At 38.5% G+C, this 20,195-nt stretch carries 20 protein-coding genes and 1 pseudogene; 20 read left to right on the top strand and 1 reads right to left on the bottom strand.

Going from position 1 to position 20,195, the window contains the following annotated elements; translation table 11 throughout:
* Window positions 1-272: 272 nt before the first annotated feature.
* The 16 genes from ACK4R1_RS10130 to ACK4R1_RS10055 all read left to right on the top strand — a co-directional run bounded on the left by ACK4R1_RS10130 (window position 273) and on the right by ACK4R1_RS10055 (window position 17,137).
* The gene (locus ACK4R1_RS10130; RefSeq protein WP_409686457.1) at window positions 273-752 is read left to right on the top strand and encodes a nucleoside deaminase; all 480 of its coding nucleotides are present in this window, start codon (window positions 273-275) and stop codon (window positions 750-752) included.
* A 9-nt stretch (window positions 753-761) separates the two neighbouring features.
* Window positions 762-2,165, top strand: coding sequence for an FAD binding domain-containing protein (locus ACK4R1_RS10125; RefSeq protein WP_409686455.1), 1,404 nt, complete (start codon window positions 762-764; stop codon window positions 2,163-2,165).
* Window positions 2,162-4,411 carry a xanthine dehydrogenase molybdopterin binding subunit gene (locus ACK4R1_RS10120; RefSeq protein WP_409686453.1) on the top strand — a complete coding sequence of 750 codons (2,250 nt, stop codon included), beginning with the start codon at window positions 2,162-2,164 and terminating at the stop codon, window positions 4,409-4,411. The genes ACK4R1_RS10125 and ACK4R1_RS10120 overlap by 4 nt, the downstream gene beginning before the upstream one ends.
* A 10-nt stretch (window positions 4,412-4,421) precedes the next feature.
* Window positions 4,422-5,339 carry an XdhC family protein gene (locus ACK4R1_RS10115; protein WP_409686451.1) on the top strand — a complete coding sequence of 306 codons (918 nt, stop codon included), beginning with the start codon at window positions 4,422-4,424 and terminating at the stop codon, window positions 5,337-5,339.
* Window positions 5,336-6,505, top strand: a complete 1,170-nt coding sequence (gene glp, locus ACK4R1_RS10110) for a gephyrin-like molybdotransferase Glp (protein WP_409686449.1) — start codon at window positions 5,336-5,338, stop codon at window positions 6,503-6,505. The genes ACK4R1_RS10115 and glp overlap by 4 nt, the downstream gene beginning before the upstream one ends.
* Window positions 6,506-6,535: 30 nt before the next feature.
* The gene (locus ACK4R1_RS10105; protein ID WP_409686448.1) at window positions 6,536-7,282 is read left to right on the top strand and encodes a sulfite exporter TauE/SafE family protein; all 747 of its coding nucleotides are present in this window, start codon (window positions 6,536-6,538) and stop codon (window positions 7,280-7,282) included.
* 3 nt (window positions 7,283-7,285) lie between these two features.
* A complete protein-coding gene (locus ACK4R1_RS10100) occupies window positions 7,286-7,537 on the top strand; it encodes a MoaD/ThiS family protein (protein ID WP_409686446.1) in 252 nt (83 codons plus the stop codon).
* Window positions 7,538-7,551: 14 nt separating this feature from the next.
* Entirely contained in the window at window positions 7,552-8,622 is a 1,071-nt protein-coding gene (locus ACK4R1_RS10095) for a ThiF family adenylyltransferase (RefSeq protein WP_409686444.1), read from the top strand.
* The gene (locus tag ACK4R1_RS10090) at window positions 8,623-9,069 is read left to right on the top strand and encodes a molybdenum cofactor biosynthesis protein MoaE (protein WP_409686442.1); all 447 of its coding nucleotides are present in this window, start codon (window positions 8,623-8,625) and stop codon (window positions 9,067-9,069) included.
* Window position 9,070: 1 nt separating this feature from the next.
* Window positions 9,071-9,985: a bifunctional molybdenum cofactor biosynthesis protein MoaC/MoaB gene (gene moaCB / locus ACK4R1_RS10085; RefSeq protein WP_409686440.1), complete on the top strand. Its 915-nt coding sequence runs from the start codon at window positions 9,071-9,073 to the stop codon at window positions 9,983-9,985.
* Entirely contained in the window at window positions 9,975-10,979 is a 1,005-nt protein-coding gene (gene moaA / locus ACK4R1_RS10080; RefSeq protein WP_409686438.1) for a GTP 3',8-cyclase MoaA, read from the top strand. The genes moaCB and moaA overlap by 11 nt, the downstream gene beginning before the upstream one ends.
* Before the next feature lie 94 nt (window positions 10,980-11,073).
* Complete coding sequence (allB, locus tag ACK4R1_RS10075; protein ID WP_409686436.1) at window positions 11,074-12,399, top strand: allantoinase AllB; 1,326 nt, start codon at window positions 11,074-11,076, stop codon at window positions 12,397-12,399.
* Complete coding sequence (gene alc / locus ACK4R1_RS10070; protein ID WP_409686435.1) at window positions 12,381-13,397, top strand: allantoicase; 1,017 nt, start codon at window positions 12,381-12,383, stop codon at window positions 13,395-13,397. Before allB ends, alc begins: the two co-directional genes overlap by 19 nt.
* 83 nt (window positions 13,398-13,480) lie before the next feature.
* On the top strand, window positions 13,481-14,815 hold the full coding sequence (locus ACK4R1_RS10065) for a urate hydroxylase PuuD (RefSeq protein WP_409686434.1): 1,335 nt from the start codon (window positions 13,481-13,483) through the stop codon (window positions 14,813-14,815).
* 74 nt (window positions 14,816-14,889) lie between these two features.
* Window positions 14,890-15,738 (top strand): 2-oxo-4-hydroxy-4-carboxy-5-ureidoimidazoline decarboxylase, encoded by an 849-nt coding sequence (gene uraD / locus ACK4R1_RS10060; protein ID WP_409686432.1) that lies wholly within the window; start codon window positions 14,890-14,892, stop codon window positions 15,736-15,738.
* A 64-nt stretch (window positions 15,739-15,802) separates the two neighbouring features.
* The gene (locus ACK4R1_RS10055; RefSeq protein WP_409686430.1) at window positions 15,803-17,137 is read left to right on the top strand and encodes a DUF6986 family protein; all 1,335 of its coding nucleotides are present in this window, start codon (window positions 15,803-15,805) and stop codon (window positions 17,135-17,137) included.
* Window positions 17,138-17,173: 36 nt separating this feature from the next.
* Here ACK4R1_RS10055 and ACK4R1_RS10050 read toward each other — a convergent pair whose 3' ends face one another.
* Window positions 17,174-17,902: a LamG domain-containing protein gene (locus ACK4R1_RS10050; protein WP_409686428.1), complete on the bottom strand. Its 729-nt coding sequence runs from the start codon at window positions 17,900-17,902 to the stop codon at window positions 17,174-17,176.
* 201 nt (window positions 17,903-18,103) lie between these two features.
* Here ACK4R1_RS10050 and ACK4R1_RS10045 point away from each other — a divergent pair.
* The 4 genes and pseudogenes from ACK4R1_RS10045 to ACK4R1_RS10030 form a co-directional block, all read left to right on the top strand.
* Window positions 18,104-18,244 (top strand): annotated as a pseudogene (locus ACK4R1_RS10045) (aquaporin); the annotation flags it as partial.
* Window positions 18,245-18,352: 108 nt separating this feature from the next.
* Window positions 18,353-18,955, top strand: coding sequence for an alpha-ketoglutarate-dependent dioxygenase AlkB family protein (locus ACK4R1_RS10040; RefSeq protein ID WP_409686426.1), 603 nt, complete (start codon window positions 18,353-18,355; stop codon window positions 18,953-18,955).
* A gap of 35 nt (window positions 18,956-18,990) precedes the next feature.
* On the top strand, window positions 18,991-19,821 hold the full coding sequence (locus ACK4R1_RS10035) for a sterol desaturase family protein (RefSeq protein ID WP_409686424.1): 831 nt from the start codon (window positions 18,991-18,993) through the stop codon (window positions 19,819-19,821).
* Between the two features lie 98 nt (window positions 19,822-19,919).
* Window positions 19,920-20,195, top strand: a complete 276-nt coding sequence (locus tag ACK4R1_RS10030; protein ID WP_409686423.1) for a TIGR03643 family protein — start codon at window positions 19,920-19,922, stop codon at window positions 20,193-20,195.

The raw sequence follows: 20,195 nt of genomic DNA, 5'->3' as shown, positions 1-20,195 counted from the left end.
TCCCTCTGCCGGCTCAATCAAAAAGGAAAGTGAAAGCTTTCCTTTTTTACAGAATATCTGGACGAGAAGTTTATCCCGAACTCAGATTCGGGATGTCGCTCTGCCGGCTCAATAGGAAAACCATCACTGAAAAGTGATGGTTTTTTGTTTTTATGGGCGTCAATATTTCAAAAAACTTTCCTCAAGTCATTTCTATTTGTATCTTTACAGGCTGTCAAAAATTGTAAAGCAGTTAGCAATTTGCCCCGAATAATAATTTAAAATTAAAGTTTATGTGTACGACAAAACAAAGTGAATTTATGCAAGAGGCTATCAACCTGTCTATCGAGAATGTAAAATCGGGAAAAGGCGGGCCTTTTGGTGCGGTAATCGTCAAAGACGGTAAAATTATTGCCCGAGGAGCTAATGGTGTAACTTCTACCAATGACCCAACGGCACATGCTGAAGTAGTAGCCATCCGAAATGCCTGCAAGGAACTCGGTACTTTCCAATTGGACGGATGTGAAATCTATACGAGTTGCGAGCCATGCCCAATGTGTTTGGGTGCGATTTATTGGGCTCGACCTGATAAAATGTATTTCGCCAACACCAAAAAAGATGCCGCCGATATTCAATTCGATGACCAATTTATCTACGAAGAATTAGAATTACCTTACCAAAACCGAAAACTACAAACCGAACAAATGATGCGGGAAGAAGCTTTAGAAGCTTTTCAATTATGGTCAAAAAGTGTCGCTAAAATAGAATATTAAAAATTCTCTATGATTCAATTTCTCTTAAATCAAAGATTAATCACCACCGACAAACCCGCGAGTACAACTTTGTTGGATTTTATTCGTTATGATGAAAACCTGCGCGGAACCAAAATCGGTTGTCGTGAAGGTGATTGCGGTGCCTGTACGGTTTTAATCGGCTCGTTGAAAGAGGGCAAAATGGAATACATCAGTGCAACCTCTTGTCTAACACCATTGCCTAACGCTCACGGCAAACACATCGTAACTGTTGAAGGAACCAATCTTCCCGACAAACTCAACCAAGCACAACAAGCCATGGTCGATTGTTCGGGAACGCAATGCGGTTTCTGCACACCGGGATTTATCAATTCAATGAGCGGTTATGCATTGACTTGTTCGGATGTAACGGTAGAAAATGCGATTAGTGCCATCGACGGAAATATTTGTCGATGCACGGGTTACAAATCGATTGAAAGAGCCGCCGCAAAGTTTACAGAGAAATTAGAAAAGAAAGACCAGCAAAATTCTTTAAATTGGTTGGTAGCGAATGAATTTATTCCGGAATATTTTTTAGAGGTTTCCAAAAAGATAGAAGCCATACAAAGCAAAAACTATAACACCAACGGTCAAGTGCCAATTGGCGGTGGAACCGATTTATACGTTCAAAAACATGACGAATTACACGACATGGATTTGGATTACCTATTCGATAAAAAAGAACTGAACGGAATCACTTTCAACGGTAATATTTGTACCCTAAAATCATCAGCAACGGTTACCGATTTGATGGAAAATGAAACGTTGTTAAACGCAATTCCAAATTGGTACAACTATTTAAAACTACTTTCCTCAACACCCATTCGTAACATCGCAACTATAGCCGGAAATATCGCCAACGGTTCACCTATCGGAGATTTTACGATTATTCTTTTGGCGATGAAAGCCCAATTAAAATTATCTAACAAAGAGAATGTTAGTCGTAAAGTAAAGCTGAAAGATTTTTATTTAGGCTATAAAACCTTAGATAAAAAAGCAGACGAAATCATCACGGAAATAACTTTTGAAGTCCCAAATAATGGTACCCAATTCAATTTCGAAAAAGTCTGTAAACGCCAGTATTTAGATATTGCGAGCGTGAATACAGCCATTACAGTTGCTGTAAATGAAAATGGAATTACCGATGTACAAGTATCCATTGGTGGCGTTGGACCAATTCCGAAATATTTGGACAAAACTTCACAGTTTTTAGTTGGAAAAGAATTGAATACAACTACGCTAAAAGAAGCCGAAGCCATTTTACAAACCGAGTTATCACCCATCAGCGATGCACGTGGTACTGAAGCTTACAAAAGATTATTGGCACGCCAATTGTTCTTCGCGCATTTCATTACCTTATTTCCGGAAACCTTTAAAATGGACGATTTAGTATGATTAATATAGACGCTCACAACCACGTAAAAGGAAAGTCGATTTATCTGGATGACATTCAGGAAATACAAGGAACGCTTTATGCCTTGCCGTTTGATGCGACAGTTGCTCATGCTAAAATCAAAAATATTGATTTGGAAAAAGCATTGCAGTACAAAGGAATCGTTACCATTTTAACGGCTAAAGATGTACCGGGTTTAAACCAAATTGGAGGCATTATTCCAGACGAACCTTTATTCGCCGAAGACGAAGTGCATTTTCGCGGGCAAGTCATCGCATTAATTGTTGGGAAATCAGAACACGATTGCCGAATGGCGGCCAAATTAATCAAAGTCGATTACGAAGAATTACCCGTAATAGTTGACCCAAGAGAAGCGCAAGCCAAAGGTAAATTAATTATACCGCCGAGAAGTTTCAAATTGGGAAATACCGCTGAAGCTTGGTCGCAATGCGAACATATCATCGAAGGCCGAAGCGATGTCAACGGACAAGAACATTTATACATAGAAACCCAAGGCGCTTACGCTCGACCAAAAGAAGACGGCAGCATCATCATATCATCCTCAACGCAAGGACCGACAGCCGTACAAAGAATGGTCGCACAAGTTTTGGGTATTCCAATGCACAAAATCGAAATCGATACCGTTCGTTTAGGCGGTGGTTTTGGTGGAAAAGAAGACCAAGCGACTCCTTGGGCAGTCATGGTCGCCTTAGCAGCGCAACATTTACACAAACCCGTGAAAATGTCGATGCACCGCATGGACGATATGCGGATGACCGGGAAACGCCATCCGTATTCTGCCGATTTTAAAATTGGTTTAACCAAAGATTTAAAAATACTCGCTTACGAAGTAACGCACTATCAAAATGCCGGCGCTGCAGCCGATTTATCACCGGCAGTCATGGAAAGAACTTTGTTTCATTCCACCAATGCGTATTTTGTGCCGAATGTAATCGCGACTGCTTACAGTTGTAAAACCAATTTACCTCCAAACACAGCGTTTCGTGGATTTGGCGGACCACAAGGGAAATTCGTAATCGAAGCTGCCATTGTAAAGGCTGCAGAAACTTTAGGCATTAATCCGGCTGAAATTCAAAGAGCCAATTTAGTCAAAGAAGGCGATGAGTTGTCGTATGGGCAAATTTTGCAACAAGTTGAAGCCACGAATGCTTGGGAAACCTGTATGAAAAGCTACGATTATGCCAGCCAAAAACAAAGAGTAGAAGACTTTAACAAAAATAACACACGATTCAAAAAAGGCTTAGCCATTCAGCCGATTTGTTTCGGTATTTCGTTTACCAATACGATGATGAACCACGCTCGGGCATTGGTACACATTTACCACGACGGAAGTGTTGTCGTAAGTACTGGTGGCGTGGAAATGGGACAAGGTTTAAATACTAAAATGCTGCAAATTGTAATTGAAACTTTCGGTATAAAAGCAGATAAAGTTCGTATAGAATCTACCAATACTTTACGTGTTGCCAATACGTCACCAACAGCCGCAAGCGCAGGAGCCGACCTTAACGGGAAAGCTTTGCAAATGGCTTGTAACGCTTTGTTGGAAAGATTAAAAGCAGTCGCGCAAAAAGAATATACTGATCAAATCATCGAGTTAAAAGACGAAATGGTCTATGCTAATGAAACGCAAACCGATATCACTTGGAATGCTTTAATTACAAGGGCTTTTACTCAAAGAGTTGCGTTGAGCGAAAATGCCCATTACGCCACACCAACCATTCATTACGACAAGACCAAAGAAAAAGGTCATCCGTTTGCCTATCATGTTTATGGAACAGCGATTCACGAAGTGACTGTCGATTGTTTGAAAGGAACCTATCATTTTGACAGCGTGAACATCGTGCACGATTTCGGAAAAAGCATGAACAAGGACATCGATAACGGTCAAATCGAAGGCGGATTAGTGCAAGGTATCGGGTGGATGACTTTGGAAGAAATCATTTATAACGACCAAGGAAGATTGGTTTCTAATGCGTTATCGACATACAAAGTGCCGGATATTTATTCGGTACCAAAAGTCATCAACGTACAACATCTGGAAACCGAAGGACACGAACTCGCCATCAAGAAATCAAAAGCTGTCGGAGAACCGCCATTGATGTATGGCATTGGAGCGTATTTTGCGATTAGAAATGCCGTGAAAGCTTTTAATCCAAATGCTGATTTGGCTGTAAATGCACCGTATACGCCAGAAAAGGTTTTGATGGATTTGTATAGAAAATCGTAAACTATTTTTTATGGTGGTCGATTTCTACAAAAAACTTTTAACTATTCTAAAAGACGAAACCCGATTGGTCTTGATGGTGGTCATTGCCAATGAAGGCAGCAGTCCGGGTCGAAAAGGCTTTAAAATGTTGGTAACCAAAAACCAAATGTTCGGCACCATAGGCGGCGGTATAATGGAACACAAAATGGTAGAATTGGCAGAAAGTCTTTTGGATAAACCCAATTTCGAGCCGTTCATAAAACACCAAATCCACGATAAATCAGCACCCAAAGACCAATCCGGAATGATTTGTTCAGGGCAACAAACCATTGCTTTTTATGATATTAACACGGATTTTATTCCAACGGTAGCCCAAATCATTTTAGAAGAAAACAGTTGTATTTCCTATACTAATTTCGGAATTTCGGTCAATGACGAAGCGACTCAAACTCCCGAATGGCTTTTCAAAGAGAAAAATAGTTTGACCCAAAAAGTTTATATCATTGGCGGCGGCCATGTGGGTTTGGCGCTGAGTGAAGTCTTATCCAAACTTGATTTCGAATTACATTTACTCGACCATCGTGAAAATCTCAATACGATGGAAGCCAATGATTTTGTGCAAACCAAACAAGTAGTCGATTTTGAAACGATAGAAAATCACCTACCAGAAGGCGAAGATGTATACGTTGTGATTATGTCTTTTGGCTACCGAACCGATGACATCATTATCCGTCGTTTGTTGGATAAAAATTTCAAGTATATTGGAATGCTAGGAAGTGCTACGAAGATTGAAACCTTGTTCAAAAACCTCGAAGCCGATGGATTCGACAAAGATCAAATCGCTAAAGTTCACGCGCCAATTGGTATAGATATCAAAAGCGAAACGACGCAAGAAATCGCCATCAGTATCGCCGCACAATTAATTCAAATCAGAAACCAAAACCGATGATATCGATTAACGAAGCTTTTTCAATTTTAGAAAATCTCAATTTTGCTCCGCGTGAAGTTGAAGTTTCCTTATTGGAAGCTCGCAATCACATTTTGGCAGAAACGGTTTTGTCACCTATCAATATGCCGCCGTTTCGGCAAGCGACTATGGATGGATTTGCATTGTGTTTGCACGATGATTTAGCGTATGAAATCGTAGGCGAAGTCAAAGCCGGCGATGTTTCCAACGAAGAACTTCAACCTGGTCAAGCGGTAAAGATTTTTACCGGTGCAGCCGTTCCACATTTGGCGCAAGCCGTCATTCAAATTGAAAAAGTAACGGTTGAAAATTCGATTCTGAAACTCCAAGAAAATATAAAACCCGAAACCAATATCCGTCAAAAAGGCGCACAGATTTCAGCAAATGATATCGCTTTAGCAAAAGACACTTTCCTTAACACAGCCGCTATCGGTTTTTTAGCCGGATTGGGTTTTGACCAAGTCAAAGTCTATCAAAAACCAAGTGTAGCAATTGTAATTACAGGAAATGAATTGGTAGAAGTTGGAAATCCTTTACCCGATGGAAAAGTCTATAACAGCAACACGATTATGCTACAAACGGCTTTGCTGAATGCGGATTTTGATAAGATAAAAACGTACCAAGTTAAAGACGATTTTGAAAGCACAAAAACCACTTTAGAAAAAGCCATTACAGAAAATGATGTAGTCTTAGTTTCCGGCGGTATTTCTGTTGGCGATTATGATTTTGTGGGCAAAGCTTTGGAAAGTTTGGAAGTAGAAACCTTGTTTTACAAAGTCAATCAAAAGCCGGGAAAACCTTTATTTACAGGAAGAAGAGAAAATAAAATTATTTTTGCATTACCTGGAAATCCGGCAGCTAGCCTGACTTGCTTTTACATTTATGTATTGCCAACTTTGAGAAAATATTCAGGAATTTCAGCTTCGTATGGTTCGACTTTAGAGAAAAAATTGGCTCACGATTTTGTAGTCGATAATCCGAGAGCGCAGTTTTTAAAAGCTTTGGTTTCTGATGAAGAAGTTACGATACTTTCTCATCAAGATTCGGCGATGTTGAACTCCTTTTCAAAAGCGAATTCAATGGTCTTTTTGCCCGAAGGGAAATACGAAGTTCGTCAAAATGATAAAGTTCTTGTCTTTAGTATTTAGTATATTTACCATACCATAATTTCATCCAAAATGTCCTTCAGCGAAATAATTCAATCTCCTTTATTGCTAGTGCTTTTAGCTGTCGTGGCTTTTTTATACGCCAGTGTTGGTCACGGCGGAGCTAGTGGTTATTTGGCTTTGATGAGTTTGTTTGCCTTTCCGGTTACGTTTATGAAACCTACGGCTTTGGTCTTGAATATCTTGGTTTCGGCGATTTCATTTTACTTTTTTTATCGAGAAAAGAAGTTTGAATGGCAATTGTTTTATCCGTTTGCGATTACGTCTGTTCCGTTTTCTTTTTTAGGCGGAATGATTTCGATAGAAACCCATTGGTACAAAATTATTTTAGGAACCGTTTTACTTTTTGCTGTAGCCAGATTGTTAGGATTGTTTGGCCGAGAAATATTAGTTCGAAAGCCACTAAATTTGCCAGTAGCCTTGCTCATTGGAGCCGCAATCGGATTTTTATCCGGATTAATAGGTATTGGTGGAGGTATTATTTTGAGTCCGGTTTTGTTGCTTTTAGGTTGGGCCAATTTCAAACAAACCGCTGCTGTTTCGGCCTTGTTTATTTTAGTCAATTCGATTTCAGGTCTTTTCGGATTTGTCTCGCAAGGCGGAATATTACCCATTTCGTCAATGCCGATAATAGTTGTAGTTTTGGTAGGCGGAATCCTAGGTGCATATTACGGCAGTAAAAAATTCAATACACATACCTTGAGAACGGTTCTGGCTTTTGTATTAGGAATCGCAATCTTAAAATTATACACCACTTAAATTATGGCCATCAAATGTCCGATAAAATATTATGGTATTATCAGCGATATAGTTGATATGGAGGCTGATTTAGCTGAATTTACAGGAGATATTCCAACGCTAAATGATTTAAAAATAACGCTCGAAGACGCTTTTCCCGATATGAAAGACGTAAATTATTTGTTTGCAGTCAATCAGATGCTGGTTTCCGATTTGACTTTGGAACTAAAAAACAACGATGAAATAGCTTTATTACCGGCATTTTCAGGAGGTTAATTCAAAATAAAAAAATGCAAAACAAAAGATACGACAAACAAATCCAACTGACTGAAATTGGCATTTCAGGGCAGGAAAAACTAACCAAGGCTAAAGTTTTAGTCATTGGCGCCGGTGGTTTGGGTTGTCCTGTTTTGCAAAATTTAGCGGCAGCCGGTGTCGGATGTATCGGGATTGTTGATGGCGATGTAGTGGAAGAAACCAATTTACACCGACAGTTTTTGTACACTTCGAATGATATTGGCGAAAAGAAAGTTGCTGTTGCTAAAGCAGTGATTTCGAAACAAAATCCGGAAGTTAGTATTGAAGTTTTTACCAAACATTTCACGAGCCAAAATGCTTTCGAAATTGTTTCCGATTACCAAATCATAGTCGATTGTACCGATGATAACGCCACTCGATATTTGATAAATGACATCACTCTGGTTAAAAATATCCCGATGGTTTATGCTTCGATTCATGAATTTGAAGGCCAACTTTCAGTGTTCAATTACCAAAACGGACCAACATATCGTTGTTTGTTTCCTGAAAGCGAAGATTTCAAAAAGAGTGTCAATTGCAATGACAGCGGCGTTTTAGGCGTTTTACCGAATTTGTTAGGTGTAATGCAAGCTAATGAAGTATTGAAGATTATCTTGGGCATTGGCGAGGTTTTAAGCGGAAAATTGTTTTTGTATAATGGATTAAATAACCAAATGCAAACGATTCATTTTTCCGTAAATGAAGTTGAAAAAGACAAAGGAATCCAAAACGGATTGGCAGTTCTGCAAAAGATTTTAGATATTGTAGTTGGTGTGATTGCTTCAGAAGATTTTTTTGTCGAAGTGACAAAGGAAGAAAATCTGGTCATTGATATCAGAGAAACTTACGAAGAACCAAAACTCGAATTCAAAAATATCATTCAAGTTCCATTGGCACAATTAGATGATTTTCTAAAGAATATCAACAGCAATCAAAAAATAATTTTGTTTTGCCAAGAAGGAAACCGAAGCAAACTGACCGGCGACTATTTAATCAAAAACGGTTTTGCCAATGTGCATCATCTTTCGAACGGCATAGCATCATTGCTCAAAAAGAATATATAAATGACTACAGAAAAAACTAAAAAATCGTCTTTTATCAACGGAGCGATTTCCGCTGAGTTCATAGGGAATTCAATTGCGAAACACCAATCCAAAACGACGATTGGCGCGCACAATATTTTCTTGGGGCAAGTTCGTGCTGATAAAATTGACGGAAAAGAAGTCGTTGCAATCGAGTATACTGCTTATGAAGAAATGGCAGAAAAGACTTTTCATGAGATTCGGGAATCGGCTTTCGCCAAATATGAGCTAACTTGCATGCACATTTACCATAGTTTAGGATTGGTCAAAGCCGGCGAAATTTGTTTGTTTATTTTCGTTTCGGCGCCAAGACGGAAAGTGGTTTTTGAAGCTTTGGAATATTTAGTAGAAGAAATTAAGGCTAAGGTTCCTGTTTTTGGCAAAGAAATCTTTGAAGACGAAACTTATATTTGGAAAAAAAATACTTAAAATGGTCGACATCACTCCTAAAATCACAACACTTCGAACCGCAACAGCACAAGCGATTGTAAAAGTTGGTTCGGCAGAAACCATACAAGCTATTTTGGACCAAAAAGTGCCCAAAGGCAATGTGTTGGAAGTCGCGAGAACCGCTGGTTTGTTTGCCGTAAAAAATACCGCCAGTGTCATTCCCGATTGCCATCCGATGCCTATTGAGTATACCGGAATTCACTTCGAATGTTTCGAAGATTTTATTGAAATTCAGGTTTGTGTCAAAACCATTTATAAAACCGGTGTTGAGGTCGAAGCCATGCATGGTGCGTCAATAGTCGCGTTAACGATGTATGATATGTTGAAACCAATTGACAAGAATGTTGAAATTTCAAAGGTAAAATTGTTGCACAAAAAAGGTGGTAAAACTGATTTTGGTGCCAATGAAAACCACAACCTTTCTGTTGCCGTAATCGTTTGTTCCGATAGTGTTTCCGCCGGAACCAAAGAAGATGCTTCGGGAAAAGTAATTACTGAAAAATTAGAAAAGTTAGGCTTAGTGGTTTCTCAATACGATATCATTCCCGATAGAATTTCCGAAATTCAAACCAATATACAAAGTCTTTGTCTCCAAAAAACCGATTTAATCATCCTAACCGGAGGTACGGGATTGTCACACAAAGATGTAACTCCCGAAGCCGTACTTCCATTATTAGACCGAAGAATTCCGGGAATTGAAGAAGCGATTCGCTCTTATGGACAAGAAAGAACGCCGTTAGCTATGCTGTCAAGAAGTGTAGTCGGATTCAAAGGCGATACCTTGATTATGGCTTTGCCGGGTTCAGTTGGTGGTGCTTCGGAATCCATTGACGCGGTATTTCCCTCAGTGTTGCATTTGTTTAAATTATTGAACGGATTTGATCATGGAAAATAATTTTGATTTGCAGGATTCTTTTGGACGCCAACACAATTATTTGCGCATTTCGATTACGGAACACTGTAATTTGAGATGCAGTTATTGCATGCCCGAAGAAGGCATTGCTTTGACGCCAAAATCCCATTTGATGACTGCTGAGGAAATTATTTATATTGCGAAAACCTTTGTGGATTATGGCGTAACTAAAATCAGATTGACCGGTGGCGAACCTTTGGTACGCAAAGATGCGGCAACGATTATTCAGGAATTGGGAAAGCTTGGTGTTGATTTATCGATTACTACAAATGGAATTTTGGTGCCTAATTTTATTTCTGTTTTTAAAGAAGCCAATATCAAAACCATTAATATCAGTATCGATAGTTTGGTTAAAGAAAAATTCAACAAAATCACCAGAAGAAATCACTTCGAGACCGTTTTTGAGAATATTGATTTATTGATTCAAAATGGTTTTAAAGTCAGGCTTAATGTGGTTTTAATCAAAGAATTCAATGATGATGAAATACTCGATTTTATTACATTGACTAAAAGTAAAAAAATTAAAATTCGCTTTATCGAATTCATGCCTTTTAGTGGTAACCAATGGGACAAATCAAAACTGGTTTCTTATGCCGAAATCATGGAAAAGATTCAATCCGATTATGCTCTTTCTGAAATCGTTCGTTTAGAAGATGCGCCCAATGATACCGCTAAAAATTTCAAAATTGCATCACATTTAGGCAGTTTTGCCGTGATTAGTTCGGTCACGAATCCATTCTGTAGTACATGTAATCGCATTCGTTTAACCGCTGACGGCAAGTTGAAAAACTGTTTGTTCTCTAATTCTGAAATTTCTTTGTTGGAAACGTTACGAACTGGAGCATCCATTTTACCTTTAATTCAGCAGAATTTATTGTCCAAAAAAGCCGTTCGCGCCGGTATGGATGATGACCTCAAATTCCAAAATCCGAAGCTGTTTTCTCAGAACAGAAGTATGATTACCATTGGTGGATAACTTTCAAATCAATATTCTTTAATAAAACTTGTAATTTTTTTAATAAAATCTATATTTGTAGGTTCGCTTATACGAAAAATTCAATTTTATAACATTGCAAGAAAGATTACTATATAGTCAAAACGTTTGGGTTGACGGAAAATTACAACCGGCAACAATTCGCATCCAAAACGGAACGATTTCCAATATCCATTTTGATCAACAAAATAACGCTGAAGATTTCGGTAACTTGGTCATTATGCCCGGCGTTATCGACGTTCACGTACACGTAAACGAACCCGGAAGAACCGAATGGGAAGGTTTTAAAACTGCTACTCAAGCCGCTGCAGCCGGAGGAACAACTACGATTATCGACATGCCTTTGAACGCGAGTCCGGTAACCACAACTTTAAAAGCATTGGAACAAAAATTAGAATCCAGCAAAGGCAAAATGAATGTCAATGTGGGTTTTTATGCGGGATTGGTTCCGGGAAATGCTCAGCATTTAGAAGCAATGATAAAAGCCGGAGTTGTTGGCGTGAAATGCTTTTTAACCCATTCAGGAATCGATGAATTTCCGAATGTGACTGAGAAAGATTTAGACGAAGCGATGCCGATTATAGCCGAATACAATTTGCCTTTATTAGCGCATTGTGAATTGTACGATAAAGAAATTGAATGCGATTTTGAAAACCATCCAACGAGTTACCAACATTATCTGTCCAGTCGACCAAAGCAATGGGAAAACGATGCGATAGCTTTGATGATTCGAAAATGTCGGGAACATAATTGTCCGGTGCATATCGTTCATGTCGCCTCAGCAGAAGCTTTGGTTCAAATTGAAGCAGCGAAAAAAGAAGGTTTACCCATCACAGCGGAAACTTGTACGCAATACATTTACTTCAATGCCGAAACCATTCCTGATGCGAGTTGTATTTACAAATGTGCGCCACCAATTCGGGAAAAAGCCAATAACGACCGATTAAAGCAAGCGTTTCTTTCAGGTATATTAGATTTCATTACGACTGATCATTCGCCAGCGCCGCCAAGTACCAAAGAAATGGAAAGCGGTAATTTGAAAAAAGCATGGGGTGGCATTGCCGGAATTCAGTTTTTACTGAACGGTTCGTGGACAGTGATGAAAGATACAGTAACATTGGAACAATTTATTCCATTGGTAACATCCAAACCGGCAGCGTTTATTAAAGCCAATAAAAAAGGAAATATAACAATTGGAAATGATGCTGACTTAGTAATTTGGAATCCTACAGCAAGTCAAATCATCAAAGAGGAAGACGTCCTTTTTAGGTATAAAATCAGTCCATATATAGGGCAAAACTTAAACGGAACCGTAACCGAAACCATCGTGAATGGGGAAACCGTTTATCAAAATAAAGTAATAAGAAACAAAAATAAAGGACAATGGCTTTTGCAAAAGTAACAGAGATCATCAAAGAATCACCGGCATTTACCCAACTAACCGACTTAGCGGCTGAACGCTTAGGCGGAAAAGTATTATATGCCACGGATGATTTTTTTGCCGAAAAAGAGAATTTAATTTTACCAACGCGTGGTATTTTTATCACCGACAAATATACCGATCGAGGTAAATGGATGGACGGTTGGGAAAGCCGCAGAAAAAGAACGCCGGGACATGACTGGGCGATTATTCAATTGGCCACTTCGGGAAAAATTAAAGGATTCGATATCGATACCAATTTCTTTTTGGGTAATCATCCGCCGCATGCCTCGATTGAAGCTGTTTATTTAGATAATGCTAATGGTATTGCCGATTGGGAGAACTTAGCATGGAAAGAAATTCTACCAAAATCCCATTTAGACGCCGGTTCTCAGAATTTTTATGAATGTCAAAGTGACGAGATATTTACGCATTTAAGATTGCATATTTATCCCGATGGTGGCGTGGCGCGTTTCAGAGTGTATGGCGAAGTATTCAAAAATTGGCAAACTTTTGATGCTTCTAAGGAAATTGATTTAGCCGCTGCTATAAATGGCGGTCAGGCGATTGCTTGCAACGATATGTTTTTTAGCGCCATGAGCAATTTGATTATGCCGAATCGCGGTGCCAATATGGGTGACGGTTGGGAAACTAAGAGAAACCGAACGCCAAACAATAGAGATTGGGTAATTTTAAAATTAGCGCATAAAGGAATCGTTGACCGAATCATAGTGGATACTTGTCATTTCAAAGGTAATTATCCCGATAGTTGTTCGATTGAAGCTTGCGTTTCCAATAATGATGATATAAATAATGTTGATTGGAAAACCTTATTGCCACAGCAAAAGTTAAGTGCGGATAATATTCACGAGTTCATTTCTGAAGTAAATTCTTTAGGGACGATTACTCATGTTCGTTTAAATATCTTCCCGGATGGTGGCGTGAGCCGATTGAGAATCTTTGGTAAAATCAGTAAATAGTGGTGGTCAGTACATTTATAGTAATCGTTTTATATGTAATTTATTTCAGCATGTTAATCTTGCTGGGTTATATTTCATATAAGATGCCGAAATTAAAAGTGACCAAATCCGAAGAACCTACCGAAGAAAATGAGGAAATCAAAAATACCAGCCAAAATTATATTTACACCGGAATTCTCTTGGCTATCGTTGGAATTCTAGTCAACACTTACATTTTAGTTCAAGGCACGCCATTGGAAAGTCACATGATGGAATGGCTTAATATTGTCATTCGATTAATGCATATTACGTTCGGAATTGCTTGGATTGGTGCTTCTTTTTACTTTGTGTTTTTAGAAAATGCGTTGAATAGGACAGAAGATGTTCGAGACGAATTGGCCGGAAATCTTTGGGCAGTTCACGGTGGCGGATTTTACTATTTGGAGAAATACAAAGTCGCGCCTAAGACGATTCCAAAACACTTGCATTGGTTCAAATATGAAGCTTATTTTACTTGGCTTTCGGGTTTTTGTTTGCTTTTTGTGGTGTATTATTTCAATGCGTCTGCTTTCCTGATTGACAAAAATGTAATGGATATTACAGCGATACAAGGGATTTTAACCGGTATTGGTTCTTTTGTTGTCGGATGGATTATTTATGACCAAATGTGCAAATCGGCTTTAATCAAAAATCAATTTTGGTTTTCGATTATTGGTTTTGTGTTGTTAATTGGCTTTGCGTGGTTTTATTGTCAGGTGTTTAGCGCTCGTGCGGCTTATATCCATTTTGGCGCTATGATAGGAAGTTTGATGGTAGCCAATGTGTTCTTCGTGATTATTCCGGGCCAAAAGGAAATGGTGCGTTGTGCCAAACTAGGCATTCCGTTGGATCCAAGTTTGGGTAAAAAAGCGCTAGCTCGTTCGTTGCACAATAACTATTTTACGTTGCCGGTATTGTTTGTGATGGTGAGCAATCACTTTCCATCGACTTTCGGGTATGAATATCCGTGGGTAGTTTTGGCGATTATTTCGCTCGGCGCAGCAGGAGTGAAGCATTATTTGAATTTAAAAGAAAAGAAAGCACTCAACGTTTGGATTTTACCGGTTTCAGTTATCATCCTTTTGGCAGCTTGCTTTATTACGGCGCCAAGTACGAATCCAACCGAATGTAAAACAGAAGTCAGCATCACAGAAGTGCAAACCATTATTGAAAAGCGCTGTGTGCAATGCCATTCTTCGGCACCGACAGATGATACTTATAAAGTCGCACCCAATGGTGTAAAATATGATACACCGGAAGACATTGTAAAGAAAAAAGAGTTAATTATGCAAAGGGTTATATTGACCAAAACAATGCCGCAGAATAATAAAACCAACATGACCGAAGAGGAAAGAAATATGATTAGGTGTTGGATTGAGCAAGGCGCGAGCTTGAAATAAACCGCAGATTCGCAGATTAAAATAAAAATCTGCGAATCTGCGGTAAAATAAAATTTTAGATAAAAGATGTATTTATGACCATAACTACCTTTAATACTTTAGACAAAGACTCAGCAACAAAACAATTATTTGCTTGTTGTGGTTCCAATAAATGGGCGTCAGCGTTGATGTCTCATTTTCCATTCGCTTCTGAAAAACAATTGGTGGATTTATCAACTCAAATTTGGTACAACGAATGTAGCGAAAGCGATTGGAGAGAATCTTTTACATATCATCCGAAAATTGGTGATGTCAAAAGTTTAACCGAAAAATTTGCCGGTAAAGAACAAGCCGGAGTTGCGGTTGCGACTCAAGAGACGATTCAAGCTTTGGCGAAAGCCAATACTGATTATGAAGCACAAAACGGATTTATTTTCATCGTTTGCGCCACAGGAAAATCAGCCGATGAAATGCTGCAAATTCTTTTAGACCGATTAAAAAACACACCCGAAGAAGAACTGCACATTGCCATGGGCGAACAACAAAAAATCTCCATCATTCGTTTCAAAAAAATGCTGCCGGATAGTGATTTTAGTTTTCTGAAAGTCAGCCAAATCACAACGCACGTTTTAGATACTGCCATTGGTTTACCCGGAAAAAATATTTCCATTCGATTACAAACTAAAAGAAATAATATTTGGCAAACCATCGCACAAGGAATAACCAATAATGACGGCAGAATTCCCGATTTATTGCCACAAGAACGCAGCCTAAAACCTGATACCTACAAAATGGTTTTCGATACCGGAAGCTATTACGCAACCCAAAATCTAAAAACATTTTATCCAGAAGTAGAAATCCTTTTCAATACTTTTGATGAAACGCATTATCACGTTCCGTTGTTGGTGAATCCTTTTGGATATAGCACTTACCGCGGGAGTTAAAGAAAGAAAATAGAACATAGAAAATAGAGAATAGACAATTCGTAATTAATAATTCGTAATTCAAATGACAATTCCTTCCAATAAAAAAGAACAATTGTTCCAAAGTTTATCCCAAGCGAACAACACTTTTAACGAAATATATCCTGGCGATCGAAGCGAACGTCAACCTGTACATACTCTGTATGGCGGAGCTAATTTATTCAAATCTGATGCGCCAATTGCTTTAGGACATCGTGCTTTGGAAATCCTGGAGACTTACGCACCCAATCATGAAGTTTTTGGAAAGGCTTTTGGTTTAACCGGTGGTAGTGATTTTAGCAAACGCATTTATGATAAGGTCGTGGCCAAATTAAAATCAGAAGCCATAGAAGATTTTCGCATCGATTTTGAAGATGGTTACGGCAATCGCAGCAATGAAGAAGAAGATGCAACGGCGGTAACCGCAGCCAAAGAAGTCGCCAAAGGAATGCAAGACAAAACGCTTTCGCCATTTATCGGAATTCGTATCAAACCTTTTACTGAAGAAATGAAAGAACGTGGTTTACGAACGTTGGATATTTTCGTTTCTACTTTAGTGGCAGCAACCGGTGGAAAATTACCGGAGAATTTTGTGGTCATGTTACCCAAAGTTACGATTCCAGAACAACCTGAAACTTTAGCTAATTTCTTCACGATTTTAGAAGAAGAATTAGGACTAACCAAAGGCATTTTGAAAATGGAAATGATGGTCGAAACCACACAAGCCATTATGGATATTAACGGTACAAATCCATTATACAGATTCATTAAAGCCGCTCAAGGTCGTTGTATAGCAATGCATTTTGGAACCTATGATTATACCGCCAGTTGCAGTATCACAGCCAAATACCAAGAAATGGATCATCCGGTTTGTGATTTTGCACACCACATGACCAAAGTAGCTTTGGCGCACACCGGAATTTGGTTAAGCGACGGCGCAACGAATACTATGCCAATCGGACCACACAGAGGTGATTTGACTGCCGAGCAAGAAGAAGAAAATCGTCAAGTGGTTCACAGGGCTTGGAAAAAAGGCTATGACCATATTCGTCACTCTTTGTGGAATGGCTATTACCAAGGTTGGGATTTGAATCCGGCACAATTTCCAATGCGTTATGCTGCTGTTTATGCTTTCTTCTTGGAAAGTTATGACGATGCAGTAGATCGTTTGAAAACTTTTGTGGAAAAAGCGGCGCGTGCGACCTTAATAGGTGATGTATTTGACGATGCAGCAACCGGACAAGGTTTGCTGAATTACTTTCTTAGAGCTTTGAATAGTGGTGCCATTACTGAAGAAGAAGTGTTAGCAACTGGTTTGACTATAGAAGAAATTCGCGGTCGTTCTTTTAAAAAGATTTTGGAAAACCGAATTAAAAAATAATAAAAAACCCGACAATTTTGTCGGGTTTTTTTATGCTTAATTACAACAAGCCGGCAGAGTCTTTAATTGGTTGACTTCAGCAGGAGTTAAGACACGGTCATAGATGATGATGTCGTCTATTAGCCCATCGTATTGATCGCCAATAAATAAATCCCCAATGTTTGTGTCAGTACATGGATTTGCCATCGAAGGAGTTTGAGCAACACCATCTACATAAAACGTAACGGCGCCGTCAATAGATGTTGCTACAATATGTTGCCAGTTGGCTGTTTGAACTGGGCCCGATGCTGCATGCCCATTGGAAGAACCAAATCCTAAGACTGCGTTTACATGCCAAAAGCTCCAAATCCCGGGAGAGAAGTCACAATGACTAACGTTGTCCCTTCTGATAAAATACCCGTAGTTCTGATCATTTGATTTGTACCAAAAGGAAATAGTCATTCCGGTTTCGGGGAGGTTATTAAGGAATGTTGGGTTGGTGTATTTTAGGATATCGCCGTTGGCGCGGACAAAGCTGAACGCACAGTTGGGATTCCCGTCGCGATCCATACCGCCGGTCGCGGTAGTGGTATTGGTTAAATCGTAGTTATTCCCCGAGGAATCGTTGATGGAACCATTACCAAAGGTATACATTGCCACTACATCAGTTTGTAGGTTTGCAGGCAAGCATGCCAAGCTATTGGTTTCATTCGAGTTGTCTGATTCGTTACAGCCTAAGCCAAGTAACAATAAACCAATAAATCCAAGTTTTGTAAAGTTCTTCATAACTTATTTTAATTTAAAGATAAAAAAATAACAATAGTTTGCGTAAAAACTTTCAAGGTTTTTTTCAAGGCTGACTTGCTACAGAAAGCAACTAATTAAACAATTAAATGTTATTAAGTATTTAAAAATGAGTTGATGCTCGTGGGTTTTTAGTAGTGAATTAGCTGGTAAATAGATTAATTAACTCTTAAAACTAAAATTATTAGAAAACTATTCGCAGATTTTTTTGGTACTTATTGGTTTGTTTTTGGCGGATGCGGTAGCACTTTATTTGCCGCTGATATTCCTGATTTGGGCATTGGATTAACCTTTTTGACTATGTCTTACGTAGACTCAAGAATCTAACGCAATTTTTTAGACAAAAAGAAGATTTATAATTTTAGTATAGTTTGATAAATAGTAAAGAGAAAAGGATGAAATTATTTGTTCTTTTCTCTTTATTTTTGTGACATGAACACGCTTTTCCCCAAAGAAAAAATCACTTTTAATTTGCCCGATGCGGATATCGAATACTATTCGAATTTCTTTGATGTTGTCCGGGCCAATGAACTTTTTGAGCAATTAAAAACCAATATTCCTTGGCAACAAGACCATATTACGGTTTTTGGAAAAACCCATCCTCAACCGAGATTGACCGCGCTTTTTGGTAATGAAGGCAAACCTTATGGTTATTCGAATATCGTAATGCAGCCGCATCAGTGGAATCCGTTATTGATGTTTGTTAAAGATGAAATCGAAGCCGTTTGCAACGAAAACTTCACCACGGTTTTACTCAATTATTATCGCGATGGCAAAGACAGCAATGGTTGGCATGCTGATAATGAAAAAGAATTAGGTCGAAATCCTATCATCGCGTCGGTGAGTTTTGGTGCCGTGCGACCTTTTCATTTGCAACACAATACTGTCAAAGAGCAAAAACTTAAAATTAATTTGGAACACGGCAGTTTGCTTATTATGAAAGGTACAACGCAACATTTTTGGAAACACCAAATTCCGAAAACCGTTAAAGAAATTGGTTCCAGAATCAATCTCACTTTTCGTATTATCAAGTGATTCCCAATTTTATTATATTTGATAAAAACTATTCGATGAACGATATCATTCATTATTTCGAAAGTATTCCGTCTTCTCATAGAGCATTGATTTTGGCTGGTGGCATTGCTTTGTTTTGGTTAATTGAAAGCGCTGTTCCGTTTGTGAAATTTGGTTACAATAAAATCCAACATGCCGGAATCAATATCTTTTTTACGGTGACGACGATTATTGTTAACTTTTGTTTGGCGGTGATTTTAGTCAGCACTGCGCAATGGACTGTTGCAAATAAATTTGGTCTTTTGAATTGGTTACCCGAAATGAATATTTGGCTTTTTACCATTGTTGGTTTATTGCTTTTGGACTTGATTGGCGCTTATTTGGCGCATTATGTAGAGCATAAAACCAAGTTTTTATGGCGATTTCACTTAATCCATCATACCGATACTTGGATTGATACGACTTCTGGTAACCGTCATCATCCGGGTGAAAGTGTGATTCGGTTTGTTTTTACGACTATGGGTGTTTTGATTGTTGGTAGCCCGATGTGGATGGTTTTTTTGTACCAAACCTTATCGGTTGTTGCCACGCAATTTACCCATGCCAATATTGCTTTACCTAAGCAATTAGATAAAATCATGAGTTATTTTTTAGTTTCTCCGGATATGCATAAAGTGCATCATCATTACGTTTTGCCTTATACTGATAGTAATTATGGGAATATATTTTCAGTTTGGGACCGTCTTTTTGGAACTTTCAAAACCTTAGACAGAGAAAAAATTGTTTATGGGGTTGATACACACATGAGGCCCGAAGAGCATAATGATTTGAAGAATTTGCTATCGATTCCGTTTCAAAAACATCGCTCGCCCAATACAAAAGCGTAAAAAATTATTGCATAGATTGAAAACTAATTATTTTTTTTACTAATATTGATTGGAAATTTATCAATTGGAATCTATTTTTAAATAATGCTTTTACAGAAATGAAAAAAAGTAAGCTTGCAGACTTTGACAACGAACAAATAGAAAGAGTTGTCAGCATGGCTCAAGAGGAAAAAAAACCTTTTGAAGTAATAAAAGAAGAATTTGGACTTACAGAAAACGAAGTAACCGAATTAATGCGCAAACGTTTATCGAAAGATAATTTTGAACTTTGGAAAAAGAAAGCTGTAGGAAGCAAACCCAAACCCAAGCCAATCATTGACGATTTCGATGACGATTTAGAAGGTAAATACTATATCAAAAATAAATTTGACTAA

This window comes from Flavobacterium sp., from assembly GCF_046293665.1.
GTDB lineage: Bacteria > Bacteroidota > Bacteroidia > Flavobacteriales > Flavobacteriaceae > Flavobacterium.
The sequence above is the reverse complement of the archived record's forward strand: the minus strand, read 5'-3'. Positions and strand labels throughout refer to the sequence as shown.

Coding starts and splice junctions, on each gene's coding strand:
- ACK4R1_RS10120 (WP_409686453.1), top strand. CDS start 2,162: ATGATTAATATAGACGCTCACAACCACGTAAAAGGAAAGTCGATTTAT.
- ACK4R1_RS10095 (WP_409686444.1), top strand. CDS start 7,552: ATGCAAAACAAAAGATACGACAAACAAATCCAACTGACTGAAATTGGC.
- uraD (WP_409686432.1), top strand. CDS start 14,890: ATGACCATAACTACCTTTAATACTTTAGACAAAGACTCAGCAACAAAA.
- ACK4R1_RS10115 (WP_409686451.1), top strand. CDS start 4,422: ATGGTGGTCGATTTCTACAAAAAACTTTTAACTATTCTAAAAGACGAA.
- alc (WP_409686435.1), top strand. CDS start 12,381: ATGGCTTTTGCAAAAGTAACAGAGATCATCAAAGAATCACCGGCATTT.
- ACK4R1_RS10050 (WP_409686428.1), bottom strand. CDS start 17,902: ATGAAGAACTTTACAAAACTTGGATTTATTGGTTTATTGTTACTTGGC.
- ACK4R1_RS10030 (WP_409686423.1), top strand. CDS start 19,920: ATGAAAAAAAGTAAGCTTGCAGACTTTGACAACGAACAAATAGAAAGA.
- ACK4R1_RS10125 (WP_409686455.1), top strand. CDS start 762: ATGATTCAATTTCTCTTAAATCAAAGATTAATCACCACCGACAAACCC.
- ACK4R1_RS10035 (WP_409686424.1), top strand. CDS start 18,991: ATGAACGATATCATTCATTATTTCGAAAGTATTCCGTCTTCTCATAGA.
- ACK4R1_RS10065 (WP_409686434.1), top strand. CDS start 13,481: ATGCCGAAATTAAAAGTGACCAAATCCGAAGAACCTACCGAAGAAAAT.
- moaA (WP_409686438.1), top strand. CDS start 9,975: ATGGAAAATAATTTTGATTTGCAGGATTCTTTTGGACGCCAACACAAT.
- moaCB (WP_409686440.1), top strand. CDS start 9,071: ATGGTCGACATCACTCCTAAAATCACAACACTTCGAACCGCAACAGCA.
- ACK4R1_RS10055 (WP_409686430.1), top strand. CDS start 15,803: ATGACAATTCCTTCCAATAAAAAAGAACAATTGTTCCAAAGTTTATCC.
- ACK4R1_RS10100 (WP_409686446.1), top strand. CDS start 7,286: ATGGCCATCAAATGTCCGATAAAATATTATGGTATTATCAGCGATATA.
- ACK4R1_RS10090 (WP_409686442.1), top strand. CDS start 8,623: ATGACTACAGAAAAAACTAAAAAATCGTCTTTTATCAACGGAGCGATT.
- glp (WP_409686449.1), top strand. CDS start 5,336: ATGATATCGATTAACGAAGCTTTTTCAATTTTAGAAAATCTCAATTTT.
- ACK4R1_RS10040 (WP_409686426.1), top strand. CDS start 18,353: ATGAACACGCTTTTCCCCAAAGAAAAAATCACTTTTAATTTGCCCGAT.
- ACK4R1_RS10105 (WP_409686448.1), top strand. CDS start 6,536: ATGTCCTTCAGCGAAATAATTCAATCTCCTTTATTGCTAGTGCTTTTA.
- ACK4R1_RS10130 (WP_409686457.1), top strand. CDS start 273: ATGTGTACGACAAAACAAAGTGAATTTATGCAAGAGGCTATCAACCTG.